Consider the following 24,584-nt stretch of genomic DNA (forward strand, 5'->3'; position numbering starts at 1 on the left):
GAACTCCTGAGGGTAAGGCTTGGGCACAGCGACATCCTCCCAGCTCACCATCACGGCAAGCCAACTCAGATGTCACCAATCCGTGCAGCAGACCCATGAGCATGGCGAGGCGATGGGGTGTGCCCGCGGTGTGGATGTTGGTGGTGTGTTCGGTGGCGGTCGCGCCGATGTGGGAGGGGTCGAGGGGGTGACTCTGGCCGGGATCGGTTGCGGCGAGGAGAGCGTGTTCGAGGGTGAGGATCGAGCGGGCTCGGACGGCTGCGAGATTGAGCAGTTGGGAATGGAAGGCGGCGGTGCACAGCAGCGGGAACGGCAGGAGGCTTATCGCCCAGCCGAGGAGATCGAGTTTGTCGTAGAAGGCGATCGTGCCGATGAGGTAGGTCGTGGCGACGCCGATCGTCGCGAGGCTCACGGTCAGGGTGGTGGCTCGGTCGGCTCGTTCTGATTGGTAGATGGCGGTGAGTACGTGGAGCCGGTCCGGCATGGCTGCTGCTCCTGGCTGATCTCTGCGACTCACTGACGGTGGCTTCGGGTTCACGCGAGTGGTCATTCGAGCGGTGCGGGTCGCTTGACTTTCCGGGGCTGGCTGACCGTGAACGTGATTGCCGCGACTCCGGTCGACAATCTCAACACCAAGCGATTAGCGCAATGGACGAGCGGCAGGGTCTGTTACACCGATTGGAGACATCTGAGTTGGTTTGCTGTGATGGTGAACCGGAAGGATGTCGCTGTGCCCAAGCCAGCCGGCGATCACGCAACCAGACAGGCAAGCGCCGCCCCATGCGGAGTCCAGGCACCCCACGCGCTGAACGCCGCTGCGTTTGAGCCGGCCGCTCCCGTGGTATCGACCAGGATCATTTCCGTCCCGTTCCGGAGGGTGCTCATGCAGATCCAGGTCAACACCGACCACAACATCCACGGTGGCGAACGACTGGCCGCCTATGTGACGACCGACCTGGAGAGCAGCCTGTCCCGGTTCAGCGGATGGCTGACCCGAGTGGAAGTGCACCTCAGTGAGGACGGGGGCGGCAAGCCCGAGGACAAGAAGTGCGTCATCGAGGCGCGGCCGGGAGGCAAACAGCCGGTCGCGGTCACCCACCACGCGACCACTGTGGACGACGCGTACGCCGGGGCGGCGCACAAGCTGGGAAGGGTGCTGGATTCCCGATACAGCCGCGCCCACGACCACAAGGGCAGTGACAGCATCCGTCACATGCCCGCTCCGGAAGACCCGGAGCTGGTCGGCGCGATCGAGGACGAGCCTCGGGGCTGATCAAGGCGACATGGCGCTGCGGGCCTCATCGGCCGAACCTCTGGTCGGGTGTGCTCGGCCAAAGCCGACGCTGTGCCGACTTCCATCACAAGGAACACGTGCACCCGCTTCAAAGTGACCGCCCAGTACGTTCAATCAGCCCCACGACGGTCTCGTCGATCTGCGGTCGACGAGACCGATCGGGTAGGTCCGCTTCTCCGCGACCAAGCGCTGATGCCACCGCAACACCGTGCCTGGAAGACGGGGTTCCGCGTCGAGGGATCCGCGTGCCTTCGTGTGACCGCACGACTCGCGGCATTCGCATCGCGATCCGTACCGCTAATCGGCTCTCACGCGTCTGGTGTCGTATGCCCACATCGCGATCTCGACGCGGTTGCGGGCGCCGAGCTTGGTCATCAACGATGCGACGTGGTACTTGACCGTGCTCAGGCCGACGAAGAGCTCGGTGGCGATCTCGGCGTTGGTCAGGCCCCGTGCCACCAGCGCGAGCACCTCCTCCTCGCGCTCGGTGAGCAGGTCGATGGGCTGGACCGGTACCACCGGCGCCTGGCCGGCGAAGATCGCCAGCAGCCGGCTGGTGACGTTGGGGGCGATCAGCGCGTCCCCGTTGGCCGCCGCGTGGACGGCCTGCACGAGGAGCGCCGGACCGGCGTCTTTGAGCAGGAAACCGCGGGCGCCGGCGCGTAGGGCGCCGAGGACGTACTCATCGAGGTCGAAGGTGGTGATCACGACGACCGCCATCGGGTCGGTCACGTCCGGCCCGGCCAGGCGCCGCGTCACCTCGACGCCGTCGAGCCCTGGCATCCGGATGTCGACGAGGAGGACATCGGGACGCAGCCGGGTCGCCAGGTCGAGCGCTGCGAGCCCGTCTGCGGCCTCCCCCACGACCTCGAGGTCGGGTTGCGCGTCGAGGATCACCACCAGGGCGGTCCGGACCAGGTCCTGGTCGTCGGCTACGACAACGCGGATGCTCATCCCGACGCCTCCACCGGCAGCACGGCCTCGACCACCCAGCCGCCTTCGGGCCCCGGCCCCGCGGAGAACGATCCGCCGAGGAGCTGGGCGCGTTCGGCCATGCCCAGCAGGCCGAACCCGGGCTCCGGGGCCGGGCCCGGCTCGGTCCGTCCATCGTCGCTGACGCGCAGCCTGACGGCGTCGCCCTCCCGTCGTACGTCGATCCCGACGCGGGTCGCGCTCCGGGCGTGGCGTACGGCGTTGGTCAGCGACTCCTGCGCGAGCCGGTAGAGCGCGGTGTCCACGGGTCGTGCCAGCCGAGTCGACGAACCGTCCAGCGAGACCTCGACGGTGGGCGTCGCGTCGGCGCGCGCCAGAGCAGGCAGGTCCGCCACACCCAGCCGCGGTGAGTAGGCGACGGCTTCCTCCTCCCGCAGCACCCGCACCATGGATCTCATCTCCGCCAGGGTCCGCGACGCTTCTGACTCGATCACGGCCAGGAACTCGGCGGCCTTCTCAGGCTGGATGCCGGCGACCACACCACCGGCCTGCGCCTGCACCGCGATGGCCGAGACGTGGTGGGCCACTGTGTCGTGCAGCTCGCGCGCCAGCGCCACCCGCTCCTGATTGCGGATCTCGCGCTGTTGGCGATGCCAGAGGGCCGCGCGGTAGCGGAACACCGCCGCGAGGGCGACGAGCAACAGCAAGAGGACGCTCCCGCCGAAAACGTCGGCCAAGCCCGTGGGGGAGGCGTACGTCCCCAGCGCGACGACGACTGTCACGAACGCCGTCCCCAGGACCATCTCCCGTCCCGAGCCCCACCGCACCAGGGAGTAGAGCAGGATCAGGACGGCCATCGTGGAGTAGAGGCCGAGGTCCCCGGCGTGCGCAATCAGCTGGAGGACCGAGAGCAGCCCGGCGACGCCCCACCCGGCCAGGGCGGCCATCAGGGGGTGGCCCCGCCGCCAGAGCAGGGCAGGCGTCAGCGCGAGGGCGAGCACCGTGACAAGTGGCCGCCAGGCCAAGTCAGGCCGAGCGATGCCCTCGACCAAGGAAGCGGCCGCGACCACGCCCACCAGCAGCCAGTCGAGCCGACCGATGGGTGGGGCGTCAGCAGGCCGCGGCTCACGCCAGATGGAGCGCCGGACAGTGACCACGGCCCCAGCCTAGAGATCGGCGTGCCTCGGCGTACCCGCCGAAAGAACAGGAGAGAGACCATGCCATCGGCCAGGCGAACCCGAGCCTCCGGGCCGAGGCGCCCACCGCCGGGTTCAGCGATCGTGGGTCTACCGATTCCTCACCACGACAACGGAGCCCACGATGAGAACACGTCGACCCACCACCGCCACACTGGAAGACCAGCGGATCCCGGTGAGAGCGAAGCTCGCCGCAACGTGGACGAGCTTCATGTTCCTGTACGCCTACGTGGACATTCTCAACTTCTTCACGCCCGGCGTCGTCAAAGACATCCTCGACGGCAAGGTCTTCGAGTTCGACCTCTCCCAGACCTTCTCGACCACAGCGCTGACCCTCGTGGCCATCCCAGGCCTCATGGTCGTGCTGTCGATGACGCTGCCCGCCCGGGCGAGCCGCATCACCAACCTCACCGTCGCCTCGCTCTACGTCCCCGTCACGGCGTTCAACGCGGTGGGCGAGTCCTGGCTGTACTTCTACGGCCTCGGCGTCGCACTGGAACTGATCCTTCTCGCCCTCGTCGTGCGGTATGCCTGGACCTGGCCCCGTACCGCACCGTCGGCGACCGTGGCGACTGGCCCGGACCGTGAAACCGTTCGCGCCCAACAGCAAGCGTGAACCAAGAGCAGTCCCCGTCCTGATCGGAGCCACACCTCCACGCCGGCTCGTTCAGCCGGGCGACCACTTCGCGGCGCCCGCTAGGAGACCTTGCGGCGGTAGGTGATCGTGGCGAGGACGTACGCGATGACGAGGATGCCGATGCACCAGGCGAGGGCGATCCAGATGTCGGTGCCGACCGGCTGCCGCGTGTACAGGGCACGGATGGCGTTGACGATGGACGTCACCGGCTGGTTCTCGGCGAAGGCGCGTACCGGGCCGGACATGGTGTCGGTGGGCACGAAGGCCGAGCTGAGGAACGGCAGGAAGATCAGCGGGTAGGAGAACGCGCTCGCGCCGTCCACGGACTTCGCGGTGAGACCGGGGATGACCGCGAGCCACGTCAACGCCAGGGTGAACAGGATCAGGATGCCGGTGACCGCGAGCCACGCGAGCGGTCCCGCCCCTGAGCGGAAGCCCATGAGCAGAGCGACGAGCACGACGACCACGAGTGAGATCAGGTTGGCGACCAGCGAGGTCAGCACGTGTGCCCACAGCACGGACGACCGTGCGATCGGCATGGACTGGAACCGCTCGAAGATGCCGCTCTGCATGTCCGTGAAGAGCCGGAACGCGGTGTAGGCGATGCCGGAGGCGACCGTGATGAGCAGGATGCCGGGCAGCAGGTAGTTCACGTACGAGTCAGATCCGGTTTGGATCGCGCCGCCGAACACGTAGACGAACATGAGCATCATGACGATCGGCGTGATGACGGTCGTGAGGATGGTGTCCAGGCTGCGCGTGATGTGACTCAGCGATCGTCCCAAAAGGACGATCGTGTCGATGAAGAAGTGTTTGGTCATCGTCGCTCCTCTGTCAGCGTCGGGTCCTTGCGGGCACCGACCAGTGCGAGGAAGACGTCCTCGAGGCTCGGTTGTTTCTCCACGTACTCGAGCTTGGCGGGCGGAAGCAGCTGCTTGAGCTCGGCGAGGGTCCCGTGCACGATGATCCGGCCCTCGTGCAGGATCGCGATCCGGTCGGCGAGTTGTTCGGCCTCGTCCAGGTGCTGCGTCGTGAGCAGGACCGTCGTGCCCTGGCCGGTGAGTTCCCTGACGGCCTGCCACACTTCGAGGCGTCCTTCGGGGTCGAGGCCGGTCGTCGGCTCGTCGAGGAAGATGACCGGCGGGTTCCCGACGAGGCTCATCGCGATGTCGAGGCGGCGGCGCATGCCGCCCGAGTAGGTCGACACCCTCCGCGCGCCCGCGTCGGTCAGCGAGAATCGGGCCAGCAGACCGTCCGCGATCTTGCCGGGGCCTTCGAGGTGTCGCAGCCGGGCGACCAGCACGAGGTTCTCCCGGCCGCTGAGGATCTCGTCGACGGCGGCGAACTGCCCGGTGAGGCTGATGGACTCACGTACCTTCGCGGCCTGCGTGGTGACGTCGAAGCCGTTGACGCCGGCAGTTCCCTCGTCGGCTTTCAGCAGTGTGGACAGGATCTTCACGACCGTGGTCTTGCCTGCGCCGTTCGAGCCGAGCAGCGCGAAGATGCTGCCCCGCGCCACGTCGAAGTCCACGCCACGCAGCACGTGCAGCGTTTTGTACGACTTCTCCAGGCCCTGCACGTGGATTGCGGGTTGTGTCGTCATTGGACGCTCCCGAGACTGAGGACGAGCTCACGCACGGCCTGGGCGACGGCCGGCGAGTCGTTGCGCAGGATCTTGCTGTGGTTGCTCGCTACCTTCGCGCTCACCTTCAGGTTCGGGTTGGCTGCGAGCACCTGGTCGAGCACCTTCCTGCCCTCCTCCATCTCCCCCGCCCCACTGCCGAGGCTGTCGCCCGTGGCCATGACGAACCGCATCGGGCGGGTCAGGCGTTCGAGGACCGGCACGCTGTCGGCGGCGATCTGGTTGAGTTCGATGTTGACGTCGGCGTGCTCGTCGGCGCTCATCCGCGCGCCCATGCCGAATAGGGCTGCGATCGGCAGCAGCAAACGCCACTGGCGGAACATCTTCCGGATCCGCTCCCGGCCGACCTCACCGGTCAGACCGATCGGAAAAGCGTCCACGGTCACCGCGGCCAGGACGCGGTCCGGGTTCCTGTCGGTCCAGTACCAGCCGACGATGCCTCCGTAGGACCAGCCGACCAGCAGCGGCCTCTCCACACCCCTGGCGTTGAGAACGGCGTCCAGATCTCGCAGGCATGCCTCGAACGAGTAGTCCGCCGAGCGCTTGGACTTGCCGCGGGCGCGCTCGTCGTAGGTGATGTGGCGGTAGCCGGGGCCGAGGTCGGCGATGACGCGCTTCCAGTGTTTGTGGTCGGCGTAGGCGCCGTTGAGGTAGACCACAGGCCGGCCGGGACCGCCTGTGTCACGCACGTACAGCTCGGTGTCGTCGACCCGGAGCATGCCGGTCCACGCGGACGAGTTCACGGTTCTCTCCTAAGCAGACGGTGGTTCAGGCCCAGGCGACCGGGAGCTCGTGGACGCCGTAGATGTGCATGTCGGTCCTGAGTTTCACTTCGCCGGCGGGTACGGCGAGCTGAAGGGTCGGGAAGCGGCGCAACAACCCTTCGAAGCCGGCGCGCATCTCGATGCGGGCCAGTTGCTGGCCAAGACACTGGTGGATGCCGTGGCCGAAGGCGACCTGGCCGCGGACCTTGCGGTGCACGTCCAGAACATCCGGGTTCTCGAACCGCTGCGGGTCGCGGTTGGCGGCCAGCAGCGAGACGACGACGGTCGAGCCGGCGGGGATGGTCTCGCCGCCGAGTTCGACGTCCTCCGTGGCGTAGCGGTAGAAGATGTCGGCCACGGACAGGTAGCGCATGAGCTCCTCGACCGCGTCGGGGAGCAGTTCCGGGTTCTCACGCAGTTGCGCCAGTTCCGCGGGGTGCTCCAGGAGAGCGAACGTCCCCAGCGCCAGCATGTTCGCGGTCGTCTCATGTCCCGCGAGCAACAGCAGGAAAGCCATCCCGGACAGTTCCTCGATGGTGAGGTCCTCGTCGCGGGCCAGGTCGGACAGGACGTCCTCGCCGGGGTTGGCGCGCTTGCCCATGACCAGTTCGGCGAGGTAGCCGAACATGGCGCCGATCGCGGCCATCTTGTCCTCGAGCGTGATGTCCCGTTCCATGAACTTCGAGGAGTTCGACTGGAAGGTCTCGCGGTCCGCGTAGGGGACGCCGAGCAGCTCGCAGATCACCAGCGACGGCACCGGCAGCGCGAACTCCTTCACCAGGTCGACCGGCGGGGTCAGGCGAGCCAGCTCGTCCAGCTGCTGCTCGGTGATCGCGATGATGCCCTCTTCGAGCTGCTTCATCCGCTTGACCGTGAACGCGCCGGTCAGCTTGCGGCGCAACCGGGTGTGGTCCGGCGGGTCCATGCTGATGAACAGGCCCGGCGTCTGCGGGGACGGTTCGGCGGCCCCCGGCATGCCGGGGGTCTCGAACGGCACGTGGATGATGCCGATGTCCTGGCGGTTGCTGAACCTGGTGTCGGCCATGACCTGGCGCACCGCGTCGTACCCGGTGACCAGCCAGCCCTCGTGACCGTCGGGGAACACCATGGGGCTGACGGGCCGGGCCCCGCGCACGGCGGTGATCGCGCTGGGCGGGTCGAACGGGCCCGCGTCACGCTCCATCGGCAGGCCCTGCAGGACAGAAGCCGTGTGGCTCATCGGATTCCCTTCGTGGTGGTTGTCGTCACCACGATCACCGGGAGCCCAGACATGGGACTGTCACGGCGCTGACACGGGCCGTGCCCGTGTCAGTTCGGCACGTCAGGGAGCGAGTGCGACCGCCACCAGGTCACTCCAGCTCGTCTCCGCACCCACTCGAACCGCCTCGCCGAACGCCGCGTCGCCGAGGTGGCTTCGCGCTGCCCGCTCGATCCGGTCCACGTCGGGGTGTGAAAGATCCGGCAGTCCGCGCACGGCGGTGCTCGCGGCGAGCAGCTGTGTGGCCTGCTCGTGCCGGCCGCGGCGCAGTGCCAGGTCCGCGACCGCGACGAGCACAGTTGCGATCGTGGGCGCGTACCCCACCTCGGCCGCCGCCTGGCATGCGCCTGCGAGGAATTCCCGTGCCTCGTCGAGATCGTCGGTCAGGTAGCTGGACAGTGCGTGGGTCGCGGCGCGAATGCTCTCCTGGTCCGCTTCGTCGCCCCACACGCTGGTCGCGACGCCGAGCTGCTCGCGCACCGCGGCGACATCGCCGCTCCTCCTGGCGAGATCCGCCTTCGTGAGAGCGAGCATGGCCAGCGCGTCCGGCCAGGTGACGCCTTCCGCGCACCGCCCGGCTTCGGCCATGGCGGCCGCACTCGCGTCCTCGTCGCCCATCAACCAGTACAGCTGAGCTTGTCGCGCGCGCATCCTGATGACGTCGTCGACGGCACCGATTTCGCTGATGACCGCGATCGCCTCCTCGTAGTGCTCGCACGCCTCGGCGAACTCGCCACGCGTGGCGATCCGGTCCGCCAGCTCGGACAGGGCGAACGAGATCCCGAACCGCTCGCCGAGCACCCGGAACTCGACGAGCGCCTCCTCCAGGAACTGATCCGCCTCCTGCCCGCCTTCGCCGACCGCGATTCGCATCTTCCCGAGCTGCAGCCGGCCTATCGCGCGCACCCAGGGATCCTCGCTGTCCAGCGCCACTTCCCACGCGGACGGACTCTTGTCAGGCTCCTGCAACATTCGTTCCAGCGAGGCAACCAGGCCCAGCATCGGGTGGCGAACCTCAAGGCGCTGGTAGAGCTCGTAAGTCCGGTGGATCCACTCCGCCGCCTGGCGTTCGTCTCCCAGCCCGGAACTCACGAACGTCACGACGAGGCCGTACACCCACGCCCGGATCTCGTCGGGCACCTCGCCCGGAATCCCGGTGGCCGCGAGGATCAGTTCCAGGCCTTCGGACTTGTGCCCGACGAGCCACCAGTACCAGCCGGCGCCCGCCGCCAGCCGCATCGCCGCATGCGCTTCACCGGCCGCGAGCGCACCACGCATCGCAGCGCTGATGTTGTCGTGCTCGGCACTCAGTGCGGCGAGCCAGGTCAGCTGCTCGGCGCGCAGCAGGTGCGGAGCCGCTGTTTCGGCGAGCTCGGAGAAGAAGGCGAGGTGCGCCTGCCGAGCCAGCTCCGACTCCCCCGCCTCGGCGAGCCGGTGCGCGGCGTACTCCTTGATCGTGCCGAGCATCCGGTACCGCGGTGCGCCCTCGTCACCGACGACCAGCAGCGACTTCTCGGTCAGCGAGGTGAGCAGGTCCAGAACCTCGTACTCCTCGACGGCCTCGTCCGCGCAGACCCGCTCGGCCGCTTCCAGACTCGCCCCGCCGGAGAACACCGCGAGCCTGCGCAGCACCACCCGTTCGGCGTCGGTCAGCAGTTCCCAGCTCCAGTCGACCATCGCGCGCAACGTCCGGTGGCGGGGCAACGCGGTGCGACTGCCTCCGGTCAGCAGACGGAAGCGATCGTCGAGCCGAGCGGCCAGCTGGTCGACGGACATGGTGCGCAACCTGGCCGCGGCCAGTTCGATCGCGAGCGGCATCCCGTCCAGCGCCCGGCAGACGCGCGTCATCGTCGCCAACGTGCCGGCGCCGACTACGAGGCCAGCGCGCACCGCGGCCGCTCGTTCCCGCAACAACTGCACCGCCGCCGGCAGGTCCAGCGGTCCGACCGGCCACAACGCCTCACCGGTGATGCCGAGCGGCTCCCTGCTGGTCGCCAGGATTCGCAGCCGGCGGCACTCCCCCAGCAGCCGATGAGCGAACGCCGCCGCCGACTCGATCACGTGCTCGCAGTTGTCCAGGATCAGCAGCACCTCACGCTCACGGATCGCGGTGATGAGCCGCTCCACCGGTTCCGCGTTCGGCGCGTCCCCGAGCAGCGCGTCCCGGAGGCTGAGTGCGGCGAGCGTCGCCTGCACCACGTCACCATCCGGACCGATGGGCGCAAGCTCCACGAGCCACGCGCCGTCCGGCATGTCGCCGAGCAGCGTGCGCGCGGTTTCCGTTGCCAGCCTGGTCTTTCCTGAACCGCCGGGGCCGATCAGAGTGGTGAGCCGACGCTCGGCGACGAGGCCGCGGACCGCGGTGACGTCCTTGTCCTTGCCGATGTAGCTGGTCAGCTCGGCACGCAGGTTGGTCCTGCGGTTCTCGTCACGCCGGCCGACCTCGCCGCGCAACAGTGCGACGTGCAGCGCGGACAGCTCCGGTGAGGGGTCGACGCCCAGCTCGTCGGCCAGGGCTTCCCTCATGCGCTGGTACGCGAGAAGCGCCTCGCTGTTGCGGCCGGCCGCGACGAGTGCGCGCATCAGCGCGATGACGAGTTTCTCCCGCACGGGATGCGCGGCCACCAGGTCGGTCAGTTCAGCGACCAGCTCCGCACCACGCCCCAGCCCGAGCTCCGCGTCGAACCTGTCCTCCACCGTGGTCAGGCGCAGCCCTTCCAACCGGGTGGCCGCGGCCTCGAATGCAGCGCTGTCCGGCAAACCGACGTCCTGCAAGGCCGGACCACGCCACAACTCGAGAGCGTCACGCAGCCGCTGAACCCGAAGCGGTCCCTCGTCGGCACGAGCACGGGCGCCGAGGCGTTCGAACCGCACCGCATCCACAGCGTCGTGCTCCACCGCCAGGCGGTACCCGTCCGTCAGCCCCTCGACCGACAGGCCCGGCAGCGCCTTGCGCAGCCGGGAAACCAAGCGTTGCAAGGCGTTGGGCGCGTCGGCAGGCGGGTTCTCTCCCCAGATCCAGTCGACCAGCGTCGCCTTCGGGACCACGCGACCCGGTTGGAGCGCGAGGGCGACCAGCAGCGCACGCAGCCGTGCACCTGGCACGTCCGCGAGAGTGCCATCGTCCGCGCGAACCTCGAACGGTCCCAGAATCCCGATTTGCACCTGCCCGATCCTGCCACGGCCGACTGGCAGTCCCCTGACAGCTGACTCAGCCGGCAACGCGGTGGACGACGATGTCGTCGAGCCGGCTGCGGGCATGAACCTCGACCTCGGGGTTGTCCTGCGTGAACACCGTGCTGCGCACCAGACCCTTCGTGCTCTTCGCGTCGACCTCGGCGGAGGTGCCCTCACTGACGCCGATCTCGATGCCACCGGAGGCGTTCATCGCCTCCACCCGGCCACGCGTGACCCGTCCGATCCGAATAGGACAGCCAGCCCCTTTGGCGACGACGCCGCCGTCGGCCCGGCCGATGTCGAAGCTGCCGTTCGAGCCGCCCAGATCGACGTCGGAGCGGGCGTGGCCGATCCAGACCTTGCCGGTCGTGCCCTGGTACCTGACGACGCCCTCGACCTCGCCGATCCGCACATCGGCCGAGCTGCCCTCGATCACGGCGGACCCGGTGACGTGCCTGACCGCGAGCCCGCCCGTCCCGAGGTTGCCCCGCAGCGCGGCGACGCGGTCGAGCTGGACCTGCCCCGACCCGATGTTGACCTCGCAGTCGCCGAGCACGCCGTCGGCCCGCACCTCCGTCCACGCCGTGTTCAGGACCAGGCCGGATCCAGCGGGCAGTTCGATCGTAATGGCGACGGAGCCGTTCCGGCCCCCCGACTTGGTCGTCTTGACCGCCAGCACGCCATCGGCGAAGTCGACCCTGGTCTTCCCGGCGACTTTCACGTCCTTCGAGTTCGCGCTGTTGACGGGCTCGACCCGCACCACCGTGTCCGCCCGTTCACCGGCGGTGATCCGGACACGGGCACCCGCGGTGGTCAGCGTGGCGGTGATCGGGTTCGGCGTGGTGAACGTGGACATGTCGCGTCTCCCCGTGTCGGCTTTCGTGGTTGTCGTGACCACGTTCGCCAACTGGCCGGACACCGAGCTGTCACGGCCCTGACACCGGCGACATCACCAGCTGTCTTCGAGCCGGACCTCGTAGCCGTCGTCGTCGGCGGCCCGTCTCCTCGACGGTGGTGCCTTCGGCACCGGTCCGGCGGGGGGTCGTTGTGCCCTGAGCTGCTCACCGCGGCGCTCCGCCGCCTGAGCCTGTCCGGCCAGCACCGCCGCATGCTCCCGCAGCGCCGCGAACGACCGCGTGCAGTGCTGGGTCGTGTCGGCGACACGGGCGCGGAAGCGGAGGAGGTCGGCGTCGTCGATCATGCGCCCATGTCCTGCTTGAGCTTGCGGAACATCTCCGCGTCGGTGTGCTTCTTCAGCAGTTCGAGCATCGACTGGTAGTTCTCGGACGTCGTCTGCTTCACGGCGTCGGTCGCGGTGTACCAGAAGTTGACGAGCATCGGGATACCGCTGACCTGGTTCTGCGACTCCCGCAGGACGGTGCCGACGTCCTGCTCGTGGTCGACGCCCTCGGTCCACTCCCAGCCGTACCAGCGGTACCACTTCTCGGTGGCGATGTGGTTGGAGGCGAACGCCCTGGCCACGGCCCGGCGTCCGTGGACGCTGGGGTCGAATCCCATCGGGATCTCGTAGATCTCTCCCTGCCCGGGCTCCTCGCCGTGGCAGCCGAGGCCGCACAACGGGATGTGGTCGATCTTCTCGCCGTCGAGGCGGTGGATCTCGTGCGGCTTCGGCACACCCTCGAACTCGAAGAGCCGCTCGGAGAACGCCCGATAGCCGTTCTCACCGCGGCCGTAGAGCTCGCGCGTCTTGCGCATCGTCTCCTCGACCGCCCTGCCCGCGTTGTGCAGCGAGGCGCTGTACGCGGTCAGCCCGACCACGAGCTGCTGGACGCGTTCCTGGAAGGCGTCGGCCGCCGCGCCGTCCCAGGAGTCCTCGATCTTCGCCGCCCCGTCCTTCAGACAGCGCGCGATGTCGGCGAGGCCCGCGGCCAGACCGGACAGGCGGGCGCCCTCGCGTTCGACCTTGCCCCAGTGCACGCCCGAGATCTCGGCCCGCTTCTCGCCCGGCTTCGGTCGCAGGCCGAGTTCCAGCTTCTCGTCGTACTCCGGCAGCAGCGTCTCGACACCGCGGTCGAGCGGCCGCCCGATCTCGTCGGAGCTGTCACCGGTCCCCGCGGTGTCGAGCAGCGTCCGCTTCATCTCGTCGACGGCGTCAGGCTTGGCGAAGGTCATCCCGTCACCCCTGAACCGGCCGGTGTGCGGCATCCAGCCGCACGCCCTGGGCGTCGTCGGTGCCGACCATCGTCTCGGCGGACTCGGACATGGTGGCGCGCATGTGCTCGAGCACGTCCGCGAGATCGCCGAGGTCGAGCTCGATCCGGTCGAACTGCCGGACGAACTCGGTGCCCTCGGCGTGCCACGACTCGCCGAACTCGGCCTCGGTCAGTTCCGGCTTCATCATCGACGAGCGGATCTCCTCGACCTGCTCGCGCGCCGAGTCGAACACCTCGGCGAAGGCGGCGATGGCGTCCTTGTCGTACTTCACCAAGTCAGCATGCCAGCGCCGCCTTCGTCCCGTGGGGCTTTCCGGAGTCGTCTGCGCTCCAGCAGCGGAAATCGTGCGTTGCCGCGCTGACAAGCAGAACCACCGGTGACGTCGAGGGCAACGAACGCGCCTCCAGCACGCACCCCACCAAGAAAGAAGCGAGCGCGAAGGGCCGCGAGACCGCTGTCGAGCACGGCGTGGAGCACATCATCCGCAATCAGGACGGCACGATCGGCGAGCGCAACACCCACCCGCGCAGTCGAGACCCGCGCAACATCCCCGGCTGTTCGCAGCGCGGCGCGGCCACGAAGCCGGCTGGGCCGCAGAATTCCAGCCGACGTGGCCACACTGGACAGTCCTTTTTGCACAGAAGGCGGCCTGACAGAGCGACTGCCGACCTACGGGAGCGTGCCGGCACCGGCGCAGCGAAGCGTGGCGTAGACCGTCTTCCCGCCACCGGGAAGCGTGCGAGTCCCCCACTCGTTCGCCACCTCGTCGACCATCACGATGCCTCTGCCGCGAACGTCGCTCAGCCGCGACTGCCCGCGCACCGGTTCCAGTGGCGAGGAATCATCGATCTCGATCACGACCTCGTGCCGGGCCCTGGTTCGCAGGAGACGCAGCCTGCCAGGTCCTTGCGTGTGGTCCAGCACGTTGCTCACGAGTTCGCTCACCACGAGCAAGACGTCATAACGATCGTCCTCGTCGGCGTCGGACAACGCGGTGGTGATCTGACCGCGCAACGCCGACAGGTCGATGCTCCGCTCGATGGGCAGGTCGAGCACCAACGAGGTGGAATCCTCACTGGCGATGGTCACTCGGGCGCCTCCGCAGGTCCGCGATGAGCCGCTGGGGCGGTCGTCACGAAGCTACATGCGCTCACTTGACACAGCGGGACCGGATTGAACTCGGCAGGTTCCGAGCACGGGTTGGGCACGTGCCCGCCTTCGAGCGGTCCCCCTCGCCGGCTTCCGCCGCGAATGGCCGGTAGCCGTACGATGCACCGAACGTGCGTCAAGCAGCGGCGCTGTGGACTCCACCTGGATGGCGAAGGGGTGCCGCGGCATGGCGGACTACGAAGAACCTGGGCGAGCGGGGGGCGGGCCTCGGCCAGCAGCGCCCGCGCCCGCCACGATCACCAGCGACCAGCTCGACCACATGCACTCGTGCACGCAGGCTGACGCGTTCGCGATGCTGGTGCAGCGATCCCGGCACGAGAACGCGAACTCCGCCACGATCGCCAGCGACCTGATCGACACGGTCCAACGGTCCTGAACGATCTCGTCGTTCCAGTAATCTCGATCAAAGTTCACTGAGGCGCGCTTGAGCACACAGGTGTCCCTCTCATCTGGGTTCCGCCATGCCGTGGAGGCAGCAGCGATGAGTGGCACCACTACGCCGAGAGCCGTCGACCTGCCGGAGCTGCGACAGTTGCTCGCGGGTCTGACGGCGGTGCGAGACGGCGACTTCGGAATCCGTCTGCCCGACGACTCCGACGGGCTGCTGGGCGAGATCGCCACCGTGTTCAACGGCATGGTCGATCAGCTGTCGCAGTTCACCTCCGAGGTCACCCGCGTCTCCCGGGAGGTCGGTACCGAGGGCAACCTGGGCGGGCAGGCGGACGTCAAGGGCGTCTCCGGCACGTGGAAGGACCTCACCGACTCGGTGAACGCCATGGCGGGCAACCTGACCAGCCAGGTCCGCGACATCGCCCAGGTCGCCACGGCGGTGGCACGCGGCGACCTCAGCCAGAAGATCGACGTCGACGCGCGCGGCGAGATCCTCGAGCTGAAGAACACCGTGAACACGATGGTGGACCAGCTCTCCAGCTTCGCCGACGAGGTCACCCGCGTGGCCCGTGAGGTCGGCAGCGAGGGCCGGCTCGGCGGCCAGGCCGAGGTTCCGGGCGTCGGCGGCGTGTGGCTGGACCTCACGAACTCCGTGAACTTCATGGCCGGCAACCTCACCGACCAGGTCCGCAACATCGCCCAGGTGACCACCGCCGTGGCGCGCGGCGACCTCAGCCAGAAGATCACCGTCACCGCGCGCGGCGAGATCCTCGAACTGAAGAACACCATCAACACGATGGTCGACCAGCTCAGCTCCTTCGCCGACGAGGTCACCCGCGTCTCCCGGGAGGTCGGCACCGAGGGCGCGCTCGGCGGGCAGGCCGACGTGAAGGGGGTCTCGGGCACCTGGCGCGACCTCACCGACTCGGTGAACTTCATGGCGGGCAACCTCACCGCGCAGGTCCGCTCGATCGCGCAGGTCGCCACCGCGGTCGCCCGCGGCGACCTCAGCCAGAAGATCCGGGTCGACGCCCGCGGCGAGATCCTCGAACTCAAGAACACCATCAACACGATGGTCGACCAGCTCAGCTCCTTCGCCGACGAGGTCACCCGCGTCTCCCGGGAGGTGGGCACGGACGGCCGCCTCGGCGGCCAGGCGGACGTGAAGGGTGTGTCCGGCACCTGGAAGGACCTCACCGAGTCGGTCAACGTCATGGCGGACAACCTCACCGCCCAGGTGCGGTCGATCGCCCAGGTGACGACGGCGGTGGCGAAGGGCGACCTGAGCCAGAAGATCCGGGTCGACGCCCGCGGCGAGATCCTGGAGCTCAAGGAGACCATCAACACGATGGTCGACCAGCTGTCGGGTTTCGCCGACGAGGTCACGCGGGTGTCCCGCGAGGTCGGCACCGAGGGCAACCTGGGCGGCCAGGCCACGGTGCGCGGGGTCTCGGGCACCTGGAAGCACTTGACGGACAACGTGAACGTCATGGCCTCGAACCTGACCAACCAGGTGCGGTCGATCGCGCAGGTCGCCACCGCGGTCGCCCGCGGCGACCTCAGCCAGAAGATCACCGTCGAGGCCAAGGGCGAGGTGGCCGCGCTGGCCGGCGTGATCAACACGATGGTCGACACGCTGTCGGCGTTCGCCGACGAGGTCACCCGTGTCGCGCGTGAGGTCGGCACCGAGGGCATGCTGGGCGGCCAGGCTCGCGTGCCGAACGTCGCCGGCACCTGGAAGGACCTCACCGACAACGTCAACTTCATGGCGAACAACCTGACGAACCAGGTGCGCAACATCGCCCAGGTCACCACCGCCGTGGCCCAGGGCGACCTGACGAAGAAGATCGACGTCGACGCCCGCGGTGAGATCCTCGAGCTGAAGACCACGATCAACACGATGGTCGACCAGCTGTCGAGCTTCGCCGCCGAGGTGACGCGCGTGGCGCGCGAGGTCGGCAGTGAGGGCCGCCTGGGCGGTCAGGCCGAGGTCGAGGGCGTGTCGGGCACGTGGAAGCGGCTCACGGAGAACGTCAACGAGCTCGCCGGCAACCTGACCCGGCAGGTCCGTGCCATCGCGGAGGTGACGAGCGCGGTCGCCGAAGGCGACCTGACCAGGTCGATCACCGTCGTGGCCTCCGGTGAGGTCGCCGAGCTCAAGGACAACATCAACTCGATGGTGGAGTCGCTGCGTGAATCCACCAAGGCCAACCAGGACCAGGACTGGCTGAAGTCCAACCTGGCCCGCATCTCCGGCCTCATGCAGGGCCGCAGGGACCTCGCCGTCGTCGCTGAGCTGATCATGGACGAGCTGACGCCGCTGGCGTCGGCGCAGTTCGGCGCGTTCTACCTGGCCGACGACGCCGACGACCGCCAGGAGCTGCGCCTGATCAGCTCCTACGGCAACCCCGCCGACGACGCCAGGCCCACGAGATTCCGCTTTGGACAGTCACTCGTCGGCCAGGCCGCACGCAGCCGCCGCACCATCGCCGTCGACACCATGCCGGACGACTACATCGCCATCACGTCCGGACTCGGGCGGACGGCGCCGGTGAACCTGGTCGTGCTGCCGATCGTCGTCGAGGACCAGGTGCTCGGCGTGATCGAGCTGGCATCGGTGCACCACTTCACCGACATCCACCGCGACTTCCTCGAACAGCTGATGGAGACCATCGGCGTCAACGTCAACACCATCATCGCCAACGCCCGCACCGACGAACTGCTGGCCGAGTCGCAGCGCCTCGCCTCCGAACTGCAGTCGCGGTCGGGTGAACTGCAGGTGCGGCAGGAGGAACTCCAGCTCTCGAACGCCGAACTCGAGGAGAAGGCGGCACTGCTGGCCACCCAGAACCGCGACATCGAGGCGAAGAACCTGGAGATCGAGCAGGCCCGCCAGGAGCTGGAGACCCGTGCACGGGAACTCTCACTCGCCTCGAAGTACAAGTCGGAGTTCCTGGCCAACATGAGCCACGAGCTGCGCACCCCGCTCAACAGCCTGCTGATCCTCGCCCAGCTGCTGGCCCAGAACCCGAGCCGCAACCTCACCCCGAAGCAGGTCGAGTACGCGGGCATCATCCACTCCGCGGGATCGGACCTGCTGCAGCTGATCAACGACATCCTCGACCTGTCCAAGATCGAGGCGGGGAAGATGGACATCACGCCCGAACGAGTGCCGTTGCGGCAGCTGCTGGACTACGTCGAGCGGTCGTTCCGGCCGCTCACCTCCCAGAAGGGCCTCAGCTTCCAGATCACGACCGCTCCCGGCACCCCGCCGGAGCTGGTCACCGACGACACGCGCCTACAGCAGGTTCTGCGCAACCTGCTCTCCAACGCCGTGAAGTTCACCGAGACCGGCGGCGTCGAGCTGCGCATCGAACTCGCGGATCCGGACCAACTGCCGACGGGGGTGCGCGAGCACGGGCCGGCGATCATGTTCCGGGTCAGCGACACCGGAATCGGCATCGCCGAGCACCAGCTCGAGTCGATCTTCGGTGCGTTCCAGCAGGCCGACGGCACCACCAGCCGCAAGTACGGCGGCACCGGCCTCGGCCTGTCGATCAGCCGGGAGATCGCCTACCTGCTCGGCGGATCGATCGCCGCGGAGAGCACGCTCGGCACGGGCAGCGACTTCACCCTGTACCTGCCGGTCCACCGCTCCGACTTCGTCGAGCTCACGGCCGGCTCCCCCGGCGCGAAGGCACTTCCCGTGGTCGCGGCTCCGGCCGCCGTCAACGGGCATCGACGCAGGCTTCTGGTGATCGAGGAACGGCCGCAGGGGTTGCTTTCCCTGGTCGCGCAGAGCGCGGTGAACGACCTGTCCGCGAACGACGACCCGCGCGGCCCCGTGGACGTCGTCACCGCGGTCGGCCGCGAGGAGGCGGCGGCAGCGCTGGCGACCGACCCGTGCCACTGCGTGGTGCTGGAACTCGACATGCCCGACGAAGCGGCTTTGCGGTTCCTGGAAGCACTCGACGGTGACCCGGCGGCGAGCGCTGTTCCCGTGCTGGCACACCACAACCGCAGGCTCGCCGCCACCTACGAGCAGCGTCTGCTGGAACGTGGCGGCTCCCGGCCTCTGGAGCTGCTGTCCAGTTTGGACGAGCTCCGGGAGCGGATCGCGTTGCACCTCAACGCCAAGGGCCCGCAGGACGTGCTACCGCTGGTACGGCCGGAGCAGCCGAGGCCGCCGATGCCGGAGCAGGCCACCGGTCAGCTCGCCGGGCGGACCGTGCTCATCGTCGACGACGACGCCCGCAACCTGTTCGCCCTCAGCAGCATCCTGGAACTGCACGGCGTCCGGGTGCTGCACGCCGAGAACGGCAGAGAGGGAATCGAGGCGCTCGTCGGCAATCCGGAGATCGACCTCATCCTGATGGACGTCATGATGCCCGAGATGGACGGCTACGCCGCCACGACGGCGATCCGCGCCATGCCCGACCACGAGCGGTTGCCGATCATCGCGGTGACCGCGAAGGCGATGCCGGGAGACCGGGACAAGAGCATCGCCTCCGGTGCCAACGACTACGTCACCAAGCCGGTCGACGCCGACCAGCTCGTCTCCTGCGTCCGCCGCTGGATGCGGACCCGGTGACGACCGACGAGATCGGAGTCGATCGGCTCGCCGGCACGGTCGAGCGCCTGCGCCGGGAACTCGAGGAGAGCAGAGCCGCCGCCGACAGCCGGGCTCTCGTCGAACTCGCCAAGGGCGTGCTCGTCGAACGACTGCGCTGCGGTCCCGCTCAGGCAGCCGAGCAGCTCGTCCTGCTCGCCGACCGTGCGGGCACCACGCAGGTCGAGCTCGCGGTGGACATCATCAACGAGGCGTCCGGCGACCAGTTCGGCGTCGTGCCGGCCGAGTCGCCGGCAGGCGAACCGGACGACGGTGTCGCGGTTCGCCTGCGGACAGCGCAGAGCGGCGCGTTGCACGCGGACGACACCCAGTCCGTCGCACGGTCGCTGTTCGCCCACGCGCTCGCACCACTGGGCGCGACCGCGGTGGCGATCTGGTCGGCGAGCGCGGACTCCTCGCTGACCTTGGCGGGGCATGCGGGTTTCACCGCGGGCGAGGCTCAGCGCTGGCACCACGTACCACCCGGTGTGGCGACACCCGCTCGGCGGGCGTTGAGCGAGCGCGACGCCGTCTGGATCCCCGACCTCGATCTCTCGGGACTGCCGTCGATCGGAGCAGACCTGCGCGGCCGCGTCGCCGTCCCCGCCGGCACCGGTGGCCGGATCACCGGTGTTCTGGAGATCTGCTGGCCCGGTTCGCTCGAACCGCAGCCGATGAGCGTGCGCAAGCAGGTGGAGGCGCTGGCCGAACTGTGCGCCACGACGCTCGACGTCAGCGAGTCCGCGGGCCATGTCCTGTCAGCACCGTCCGAGCTCGCGGACCTGGCGGACGGGCTGCTCGATCCGGCTCTCGTCCTGGGCCCGGAGATCTCGGCGGACGGCACACTCGTCGACTTCCGGGTACATCACGCGAACATCCGTTTCGCCGATCTCGCGGGCAGGCCACGCGACGCGGTGGCAGGCAAGCTGTTGCTGGAGGCCTACCCGCTGGCCGCCGCCGAGGGTGATCTGTTCGACAAGATCGAGCGCGTGCACGCGACCGGGGAACCCTTCCGCGCCGAGCGCATGACGCTGGCGGCCCTCATCGACGAGGTGCCGCTCACCGTCAGTGCCAGCGTCAGCATCACCAGGCACGGCGTGCTGGTGCTGGTCGTGTGGCGGGTGCAGGACGAGGCCGCGCGCCTGGCGAACCTCCTGCAGCACGCCCAGCGCCTCGGCCGCATCGGAGGGTTCGAGGAGGAGCCGCACCGGGGCAAGGTCATCTGGAACAGTCAGCTGTACGCGCTCTACGGTCTGCGGCCCGGTGAGGCTCCTGTCCCCCTGGCGGACATCGCCGATCACGCTCATCCCGACGACCTGGCCTCCCTCAGCGGGTTTCTCCGCAACGTCCTGCACCACCACCGGCCCGCGTCCGCGGCCTTCCGGTTGCAGCGCGCCGAGGGCGTGATCCGGCACGTTCGCATCATCGCCGAACCCGTGCTCGACTCGCAGGGCGCGTTGCTCGCGGTCCGGGGCGCGTACCAGGACGTCTCGGCCCAGCACTGGACCGAGGTCGCGCTGTCCGCCGCGAAGGACCAGCTCGCCATCACCGCACAGGAAGTGTTGGAGCGCAACAAGCTCACGCTGCAACTGCAGCAGGTGATCATGCCGCCCACGCATCCCACGATCGACGCTTTCGGCCTGCGGATGGCCGTGCGCTACCAGCCCGCGGCGCAGGAGGAGATGGTGGGCGGCGACTGGTACGACGTGGTCGTGCTGCCGTCCAAGCAGATCCTGGTGTCGGTCGGCGACATCACCGGGCACGGAATCAAGGGCGCGACCGGAATGGTGGCCTTGCGCAACGCTCTGCGCGGTCTCGCCGCCACTGGTGCCGGACCCTCGCAACTGCTGCAGTGGCTGAACCTCGTGGCCCACCACCTCGCGGACAACATCATCGCGACGGCGATCTGCGGAATCTACGACCCGCTCACCCGAATTCTGCGCTGGGCCCGCGCAGGACACCTGCCACCCGTGCTGATCAGGAACGGGCAGAGCGAGTTCCTGCCGACCCTGCGAGGCCTGCTGCTCGGCGCGATGACGGACGTGTCCTACGAGGAGGGCGAGTTGACGCTCGAGCCGGGCGACACCTTGTTGCTCTACACCGACGGGCTGGTCGAGCGCCGGGACACGCCACTGGACGATTGCTTGGAGCGGCTGCTCGCGGCAGTGCGGGACAACCACAAGGAGCTGGACGATCTGTTGAACGACCTGCTGGCCGGCAGCGAGTCGAACACTGACGACGACACCTGCATCGTCGGCCTTCAGCTGCCGTGAGTCTCGAACATGAGCCCTCCGACGGTCCGCATCACGGCGCTGCTGCGCACCCGCCACGGCACAGCCCGCCCATGAACTGGTTGGTCCCGTCACGAACCAGGGATCGAAAGGCGTGGGCCCGAGAACCGCGACACTGCCGCGGTTCGCTGCTTCCCCTGGGCGGTGGCCTTCTCAGGCAGTCACGATCCGCAGCACCAATGCGGCTCCCGCAAGCAGCGTGAGCACGACCGCCGGCACGGTCTCGGCGACCTTGTCCTTGGCGCGCACGTGGACGATCACCGCACCCGCCATCAGCAGCGTCAGACCGAGGGCCGCCGCGATACCCAGCGGCGCCCACCACAGACCGATGAGCAGGCCCGCGGCGCCCGCGACCTCGAGCAGGCCGATGTTGCGGTAGCCGTCCGCGGTGAACCCGTGCGTCTCGGCGGCGGCGACCATCGCAGGCACCTTCATGACCTTCGAGACCCCGGCCCCGAGGAAGGCGACGGCGAGTAGTGCGCTGAGAACAAGCGTTGCGATGAACATACGGTGGAACATAGCAGATCGTTGAACCATCTCAATGGTTTAGTCGACCGCTATAGTTGTGGGGTGGACGGGGAACGGGTTGGAATGCTCCTGATGCACCTGGGCAGGGATGTCGACGCCCGGCTGCGCAGGCAGTTGAGCGTCTACGGCCTCACGCCCAGGCACGGCTTCACGCTGTCGCACCTGTGCGACAACGGCCCGACGAGCCAGCAGAGCCTGCTCGACGTGCTGGACGTCGACCCCAGCGTCCTCGTCGCGATCCTCAACGACCTGGAGAACGCCGGCCTCGCCGAGCGCAAGCGCGATCCCGAGGACCGCCGCAGGCACATCGTCGAGATGTCCGAACAGGGCCGCGCCGCGCTGACGGCCATGCAGGGCACCATCGACACGATCGAACGCGAACTGCTGGCCGACCTGTCCCCCGCGGACGCCGACCAGCTGCGCTCACTCCTGTCGAAGGTCCGCTCCCCTGCCGGTAACTCCTGCACGGGCGACTAGGAACGCTTCGTCAGGTGCTGGCCAGCCGCACCAGATCCCGCAGCCGGATGCCGGCGGGCAGGGTCGAGAGCCAGTGGCCGGTGGGCTCGCCGACGACGCACAGACCTGCAGTCCAGTCTCCGATTTCGTTGGCATGAACCGTGTCGCGGTCAGGTTCACCCGGTTCCACTGGCAACGGCACCACCGTCCCCGACATCCGCGCGGTGGCCGACCTCGGGACGTCCGGACATCGGTTGGCACGGTGAGCCGGATTCACGACCAGGCGATCTCGCCCTCGCGGGACACGAAGCGTCCGGTTCCGGCGCCGGGACCTTCCGTGGCCAGGGCGACGATCGCGTCCGTGCCCTCCGTGACGGTCTGGAAGCCGCTGTGACCGTTGAGATCGGTCGCGGTGTAGCCGGGGTCGGCGGCGTTGACCCGGATGTCCTTCAGCCCCTTGGCGTACTGCGTTGTCATCATCGTCAGCGCCGCCTTCGACGCGGTGTAGAGCGGTGCGATGACGCGCGACTCGGCCCGAGCCGGGTCGTGGGTGAGAGCGAGGGAGCCCATGCCGCTGCTGACGTTGATGATCACCGGGTCGTCCGAGCGGCGCAGCAGGGGCAGGAACGCGCTCGTGGTGCGGACGACACCGATGACGTTGACCTGGAAGACGGCCAGGGCCTCGGCGCCGGTGAGGTCTCCGAGGTCTCCCCCTGCGGGGCCGTGCACACCGGCGTTGTTGATCAGCACGTCGATCCTGCCCTCGTGGTGACCGACGTTCGCCGCCGCAGCGGCGACGGACGCGTCATCGGTCACGTCGATGGGAACGTGGCGCGCACCGAGTGCGGCGGCGGCCTCCTCACCTCGTGCCTGGTCGCGAGCTCCTGTCAGGACGGTGTGGCCGAGCTCGATCAGGCGGCGGGCGGTTTCCTGGCCGAGCCCCTTGTTGGCCCCGGTGATGAAGATGATCGTCATGCGTTCGATGCTGGTCCCGCACCGACGGGTGAACCAGGAACGGTTCGACGGTAGGAAGACCAGTACCACCCTCACACCCGGCCGGCCGCCATCGCAGGCGGGAAGATGGACGTCGTGACGAGGACATCCGGAAGCGAGCTCGGCGCGATGATTCGCGTGTGGCGGGATCGCCTGCCTCCGTCGGCCGCCGGGCTGCGCTCGGCGCGTGGAAGGCGGGCGTCGGGACTGCGGCGGGAAGAACTGGCCGAACTGGCCGGGGTGTCGGTCGACTACGTCGTGCGTCTCGAGCAAGGGCGGGCGACGACGCCCTCCGCATCGGTCGTGGCGTCCCTGGCGCGCGCCCTGCAGTTGTCCACAGAGGAGCGGGACCACCTGTATCGGCTCGCCAGGCTCGTTGCGCCGTCGAAAGGCGTGATCTCCGACCACCTGCCGCCCGGCGTGCAGCGGGTGCTCGCCCGCCTGGATGGCGCGGCGGTGGCTGTGTTCGCCGCGGACTGGCAACTGGTGTGGTGGAACCGCGGGTGGACGGCTCTCCTCGGTGATCCCGCCGCGTCGTCACCCGGGCTGCGCAACTTCGCCCGTGACAGGTTTCCGTTGGACGGCAGCGCCCCTCACCTCGCGCGGTGGCCGGTGAGCGAGGCCGACCGCGACGCCACCGATGCCGCGGTCGTGTCCGACCTCCGCCGCGCCACCGGCCGTTACCCGCAGGACGCCCGCCTGACGGCGCTCGTCCGTGACCTGAACGCCGGCAACAGCAGGTTCGCCGCGCTGTGGGCGAACGGGGAAGTCGGCACGCACCGCGAAGACCGCAAGACGATCCACCACCCGTCGGTGGGCCCGGTCACGGTGGACTGCGATGTCCTGACCGAGGGCGACTCCGAACTCAAGATCGTCATCATGACGGCCGCGCCCGGTAGCGAGGACGAGACCAAACTCCAGCTCACCACCATCGCCGGGCAACCGGCCACCGCACAGATCTGACCCTGTGCGGGCCGGAACCACGTCCATGCAGGTCAAGCCACATGGCGATACTCGTGGATGCTTCGCCCAAGGCGGTCACGTCGAATGAGCGCGCCGACGCCTGCTGAC

23 protein-coding genes and 1 pseudogene are annotated in these 24,584 nt (G+C 68.6%); 8 read left to right on the forward strand and 16 right to left on the reverse strand.

Annotated elements, in window-relative coordinates; genetic code table 11:
* Positions 1-484, reverse strand: a 484-nt coding sequence (locus ACIRG5_RS00005; RefSeq protein ID WP_402897704.1) for a hypothetical protein, incomplete at its 3' end; no start/stop codon positions are given.
* A 399-nt stretch (positions 485-883) separates the two neighbouring features.
* Between ACIRG5_RS00005 and ACIRG5_RS00010 the strand changes: the two genes are divergently transcribed.
* A complete protein-coding gene (locus ACIRG5_RS00010; RefSeq protein WP_402897707.1) occupies positions 884-1,273 on the forward strand; it encodes an HPF/RaiA family ribosome-associated protein in 390 nt (129 codons plus the stop codon).
* Positions 1,274-1,591: 318 nt separating this feature from the next.
* Here the strand turns inward: ACIRG5_RS00010 and ACIRG5_RS00015 are convergent, their stop codons facing one another.
* Positions 1,592-2,248, reverse strand: coding sequence for a response regulator (locus tag ACIRG5_RS00015; protein WP_402897710.1), 657 nt, complete (start codon positions 2,246-2,248; stop codon positions 1,592-1,594).
* Positions 2,245-3,384 (reverse strand): sensor histidine kinase, encoded by a 1,140-nt coding sequence (locus ACIRG5_RS00020; RefSeq protein WP_402897711.1) that lies wholly within the window; start codon positions 3,382-3,384, stop codon positions 2,245-2,247. Before ACIRG5_RS00020 ends, ACIRG5_RS00015 begins: the two co-directional genes overlap by 4 nt.
* Before the next feature lie 163 nt (positions 3,385-3,547).
* Between ACIRG5_RS00020 and ACIRG5_RS00025 the strand changes: the two genes are divergently transcribed.
* On the forward strand, positions 3,548-4,039 hold the full coding sequence (locus ACIRG5_RS00025; protein ID WP_402897713.1) for a DUF6326 family protein: 492 nt from the start codon (positions 3,548-3,550) through the stop codon (positions 4,037-4,039).
* Positions 4,040-4,119: 80 nt separating this feature from the next.
* On the opposite strand, the gene ACIRG5_RS00030 is transcribed toward ACIRG5_RS00025, so the two are convergent.
* The 9 genes from ACIRG5_RS00030 to ACIRG5_RS00070 all read right to left on the reverse strand — a co-directional run bounded on the left by ACIRG5_RS00030 (position 4,120) and on the right by ACIRG5_RS00070 (position 13,347).
* Positions 4,120-4,881 (reverse strand): ABC transporter permease, encoded by a 762-nt coding sequence (locus ACIRG5_RS00030; RefSeq protein ID WP_402897716.1) that lies wholly within the window; start codon positions 4,879-4,881, stop codon positions 4,120-4,122.
* A complete protein-coding gene (locus ACIRG5_RS00035) occupies positions 4,878-5,663 on the reverse strand; it encodes an ABC transporter ATP-binding protein (RefSeq protein ID WP_402897719.1) in 786 nt (261 codons plus the stop codon). Before ACIRG5_RS00035 ends, ACIRG5_RS00030 begins: the two co-directional genes overlap by 4 nt.
* Positions 5,660-6,445 carry an alpha/beta fold hydrolase gene (locus ACIRG5_RS00040; RefSeq protein WP_402897722.1) on the reverse strand — a complete coding sequence of 262 codons (786 nt, stop codon included), beginning with the start codon at positions 6,443-6,445 and terminating at the stop codon, positions 5,660-5,662. The genes ACIRG5_RS00035 and ACIRG5_RS00040 overlap by 4 nt, the downstream gene beginning before the upstream one ends.
* Positions 6,446-6,470: 25 nt before the next feature.
* Entirely contained in the window at positions 6,471-7,685 is a 1,215-nt protein-coding gene (locus ACIRG5_RS00045) for a cytochrome P450 (protein ID WP_402897724.1), read from the reverse strand.
* A gap of 102 nt (positions 7,686-7,787) precedes the next feature.
* The gene (locus ACIRG5_RS00050) at positions 7,788-10,889 is read right to left on the reverse strand and encodes a BTAD domain-containing putative transcriptional regulator (protein ID WP_402897726.1); all 3,102 of its coding nucleotides are present in this window, start codon (positions 10,887-10,889) and stop codon (positions 7,788-7,790) included.
* A gap of 46 nt (positions 10,890-10,935) precedes the next feature.
* On the reverse strand, positions 10,936-11,757 hold the full coding sequence (locus tag ACIRG5_RS00055) for a hypothetical protein (RefSeq protein WP_402897729.1): 822 nt from the start codon (positions 11,755-11,757) through the stop codon (positions 10,936-10,938).
* A 93-nt stretch (positions 11,758-11,850) separates the two neighbouring features.
* Positions 11,851-12,102, reverse strand: a complete 252-nt coding sequence (locus ACIRG5_RS00060; protein WP_402897732.1) for a hypothetical protein — start codon at positions 12,100-12,102, stop codon at positions 11,851-11,853.
* The gene (locus ACIRG5_RS00065) at positions 12,099-13,034 is read right to left on the reverse strand and encodes a WXG100 family type VII secretion target (RefSeq protein WP_402897735.1); all 936 of its coding nucleotides are present in this window, start codon (positions 13,032-13,034) and stop codon (positions 12,099-12,101) included. Before ACIRG5_RS00065 ends, ACIRG5_RS00060 begins: the two co-directional genes overlap by 4 nt.
* 4 nt (positions 13,035-13,038) lie before the next feature.
* Entirely contained in the window at positions 13,039-13,347 is a 309-nt protein-coding gene (locus ACIRG5_RS00070; protein WP_402897738.1) for a WXG100 family type VII secretion target, read from the reverse strand.
* A gap of 86 nt (positions 13,348-13,433) precedes the next feature.
* Between ACIRG5_RS00070 and ACIRG5_RS00075 the strand changes: the two are divergent.
* Positions 13,434-13,538 (forward strand): annotated as a pseudogene (locus ACIRG5_RS00075) (DUF2188 domain-containing protein); the annotation flags it as partial.
* 207 nt (positions 13,539-13,745) lie between these two features.
* On the opposite strand, the gene ACIRG5_RS00080 reads toward ACIRG5_RS00075, so the two are convergent.
* A complete protein-coding gene (locus ACIRG5_RS00080) occupies positions 13,746-14,165 on the reverse strand; it encodes an ATP-binding protein (protein WP_402897740.1) in 420 nt (139 codons plus the stop codon).
* Positions 14,166-14,376: 211 nt separating this feature from the next.
* Between ACIRG5_RS00080 and ACIRG5_RS00085 the strand changes: the two genes are divergently transcribed.
* The 3 genes from ACIRG5_RS00085 (at position 14,377) to ACIRG5_RS00095 (ending at position 21,518) form a co-directional block, all read left to right on the forward strand.
* Positions 14,377-14,622: a hypothetical protein gene (locus ACIRG5_RS00085; RefSeq protein ID WP_402897743.1), complete on the forward strand. Its 246-nt coding sequence runs from the start codon at positions 14,377-14,379 to the stop codon at positions 14,620-14,622.
* A 105-nt stretch (positions 14,623-14,727) separates the two neighbouring features.
* Positions 14,728-19,227, forward strand: coding sequence for a HAMP domain-containing protein (locus ACIRG5_RS00090; protein WP_402897746.1), 4,500 nt, complete (start codon positions 14,728-14,730; stop codon positions 19,225-19,227).
* A complete protein-coding gene (locus ACIRG5_RS00095) occupies positions 19,224-21,518 on the forward strand; it encodes a SpoIIE family protein phosphatase (RefSeq protein WP_402897749.1) in 2,295 nt (764 codons plus the stop codon). The genes ACIRG5_RS00090 and ACIRG5_RS00095 overlap by 4 nt, the downstream gene beginning before the upstream one ends.
* 171 nt (positions 21,519-21,689) lie before the next feature.
* Here the strand turns inward: ACIRG5_RS00095 and ACIRG5_RS00100 are convergent, their stop codons facing one another.
* On the reverse strand, positions 21,690-22,043 hold the full coding sequence (locus ACIRG5_RS00100) for a DoxX family protein (RefSeq protein WP_402897752.1): 354 nt from the start codon (positions 22,041-22,043) through the stop codon (positions 21,690-21,692).
* 63 nt (positions 22,044-22,106) lie between these two features.
* Here ACIRG5_RS00100 and ACIRG5_RS00105 point away from each other — a divergent pair, with 63 nt between their 5' ends.
* Positions 22,107-22,541 (forward strand): MarR family winged helix-turn-helix transcriptional regulator, encoded by a 435-nt coding sequence (locus ACIRG5_RS00105; protein WP_402897755.1) that lies wholly within the window; start codon positions 22,107-22,109, stop codon positions 22,539-22,541.
* A 10-nt stretch (positions 22,542-22,551) separates the two neighbouring features.
* Here the strand turns inward: ACIRG5_RS00105 and ACIRG5_RS00110 are convergent, their stop codons facing one another.
* Together ACIRG5_RS00110 and ACIRG5_RS00115 are read right to left on the reverse strand one after the other, a co-directional pair.
* The gene (locus ACIRG5_RS00110) at positions 22,552-22,710 is read right to left on the reverse strand and encodes a hypothetical protein (RefSeq protein ID WP_402897758.1); all 159 of its coding nucleotides are present in this window, start codon (positions 22,708-22,710) and stop codon (positions 22,552-22,554) included.
* 83 nt (positions 22,711-22,793) lie between these two features.
* Entirely contained in the window at positions 22,794-23,495 is a 702-nt protein-coding gene (locus ACIRG5_RS00115) for an SDR family NAD(P)-dependent oxidoreductase (RefSeq protein WP_402897760.1), read from the reverse strand.
* Between the two features lie 105 nt (positions 23,496-23,600).
* Here ACIRG5_RS00115 and ACIRG5_RS00120 point away from each other — a divergent pair, with 105 nt between their 5' ends.
* Positions 23,601-24,476: a helix-turn-helix transcriptional regulator gene (locus ACIRG5_RS00120; RefSeq protein ID WP_402897763.1), complete on the forward strand. Its 876-nt coding sequence runs from the start codon at positions 23,601-23,603 to the stop codon at positions 24,474-24,476.
* The last annotated feature ends 108 nt before the right edge of the window (positions 24,477-24,584 follow it).

It is taken from the genome of Lentzea sp. NPDC102401 (assembly GCF_044765805.1).
GTDB classification, from domain to species: domain Bacteria; phylum Actinomycetota; class Actinomycetes; order Mycobacteriales; family Pseudonocardiaceae; genus Lentzea; species Lentzea sokolovensis.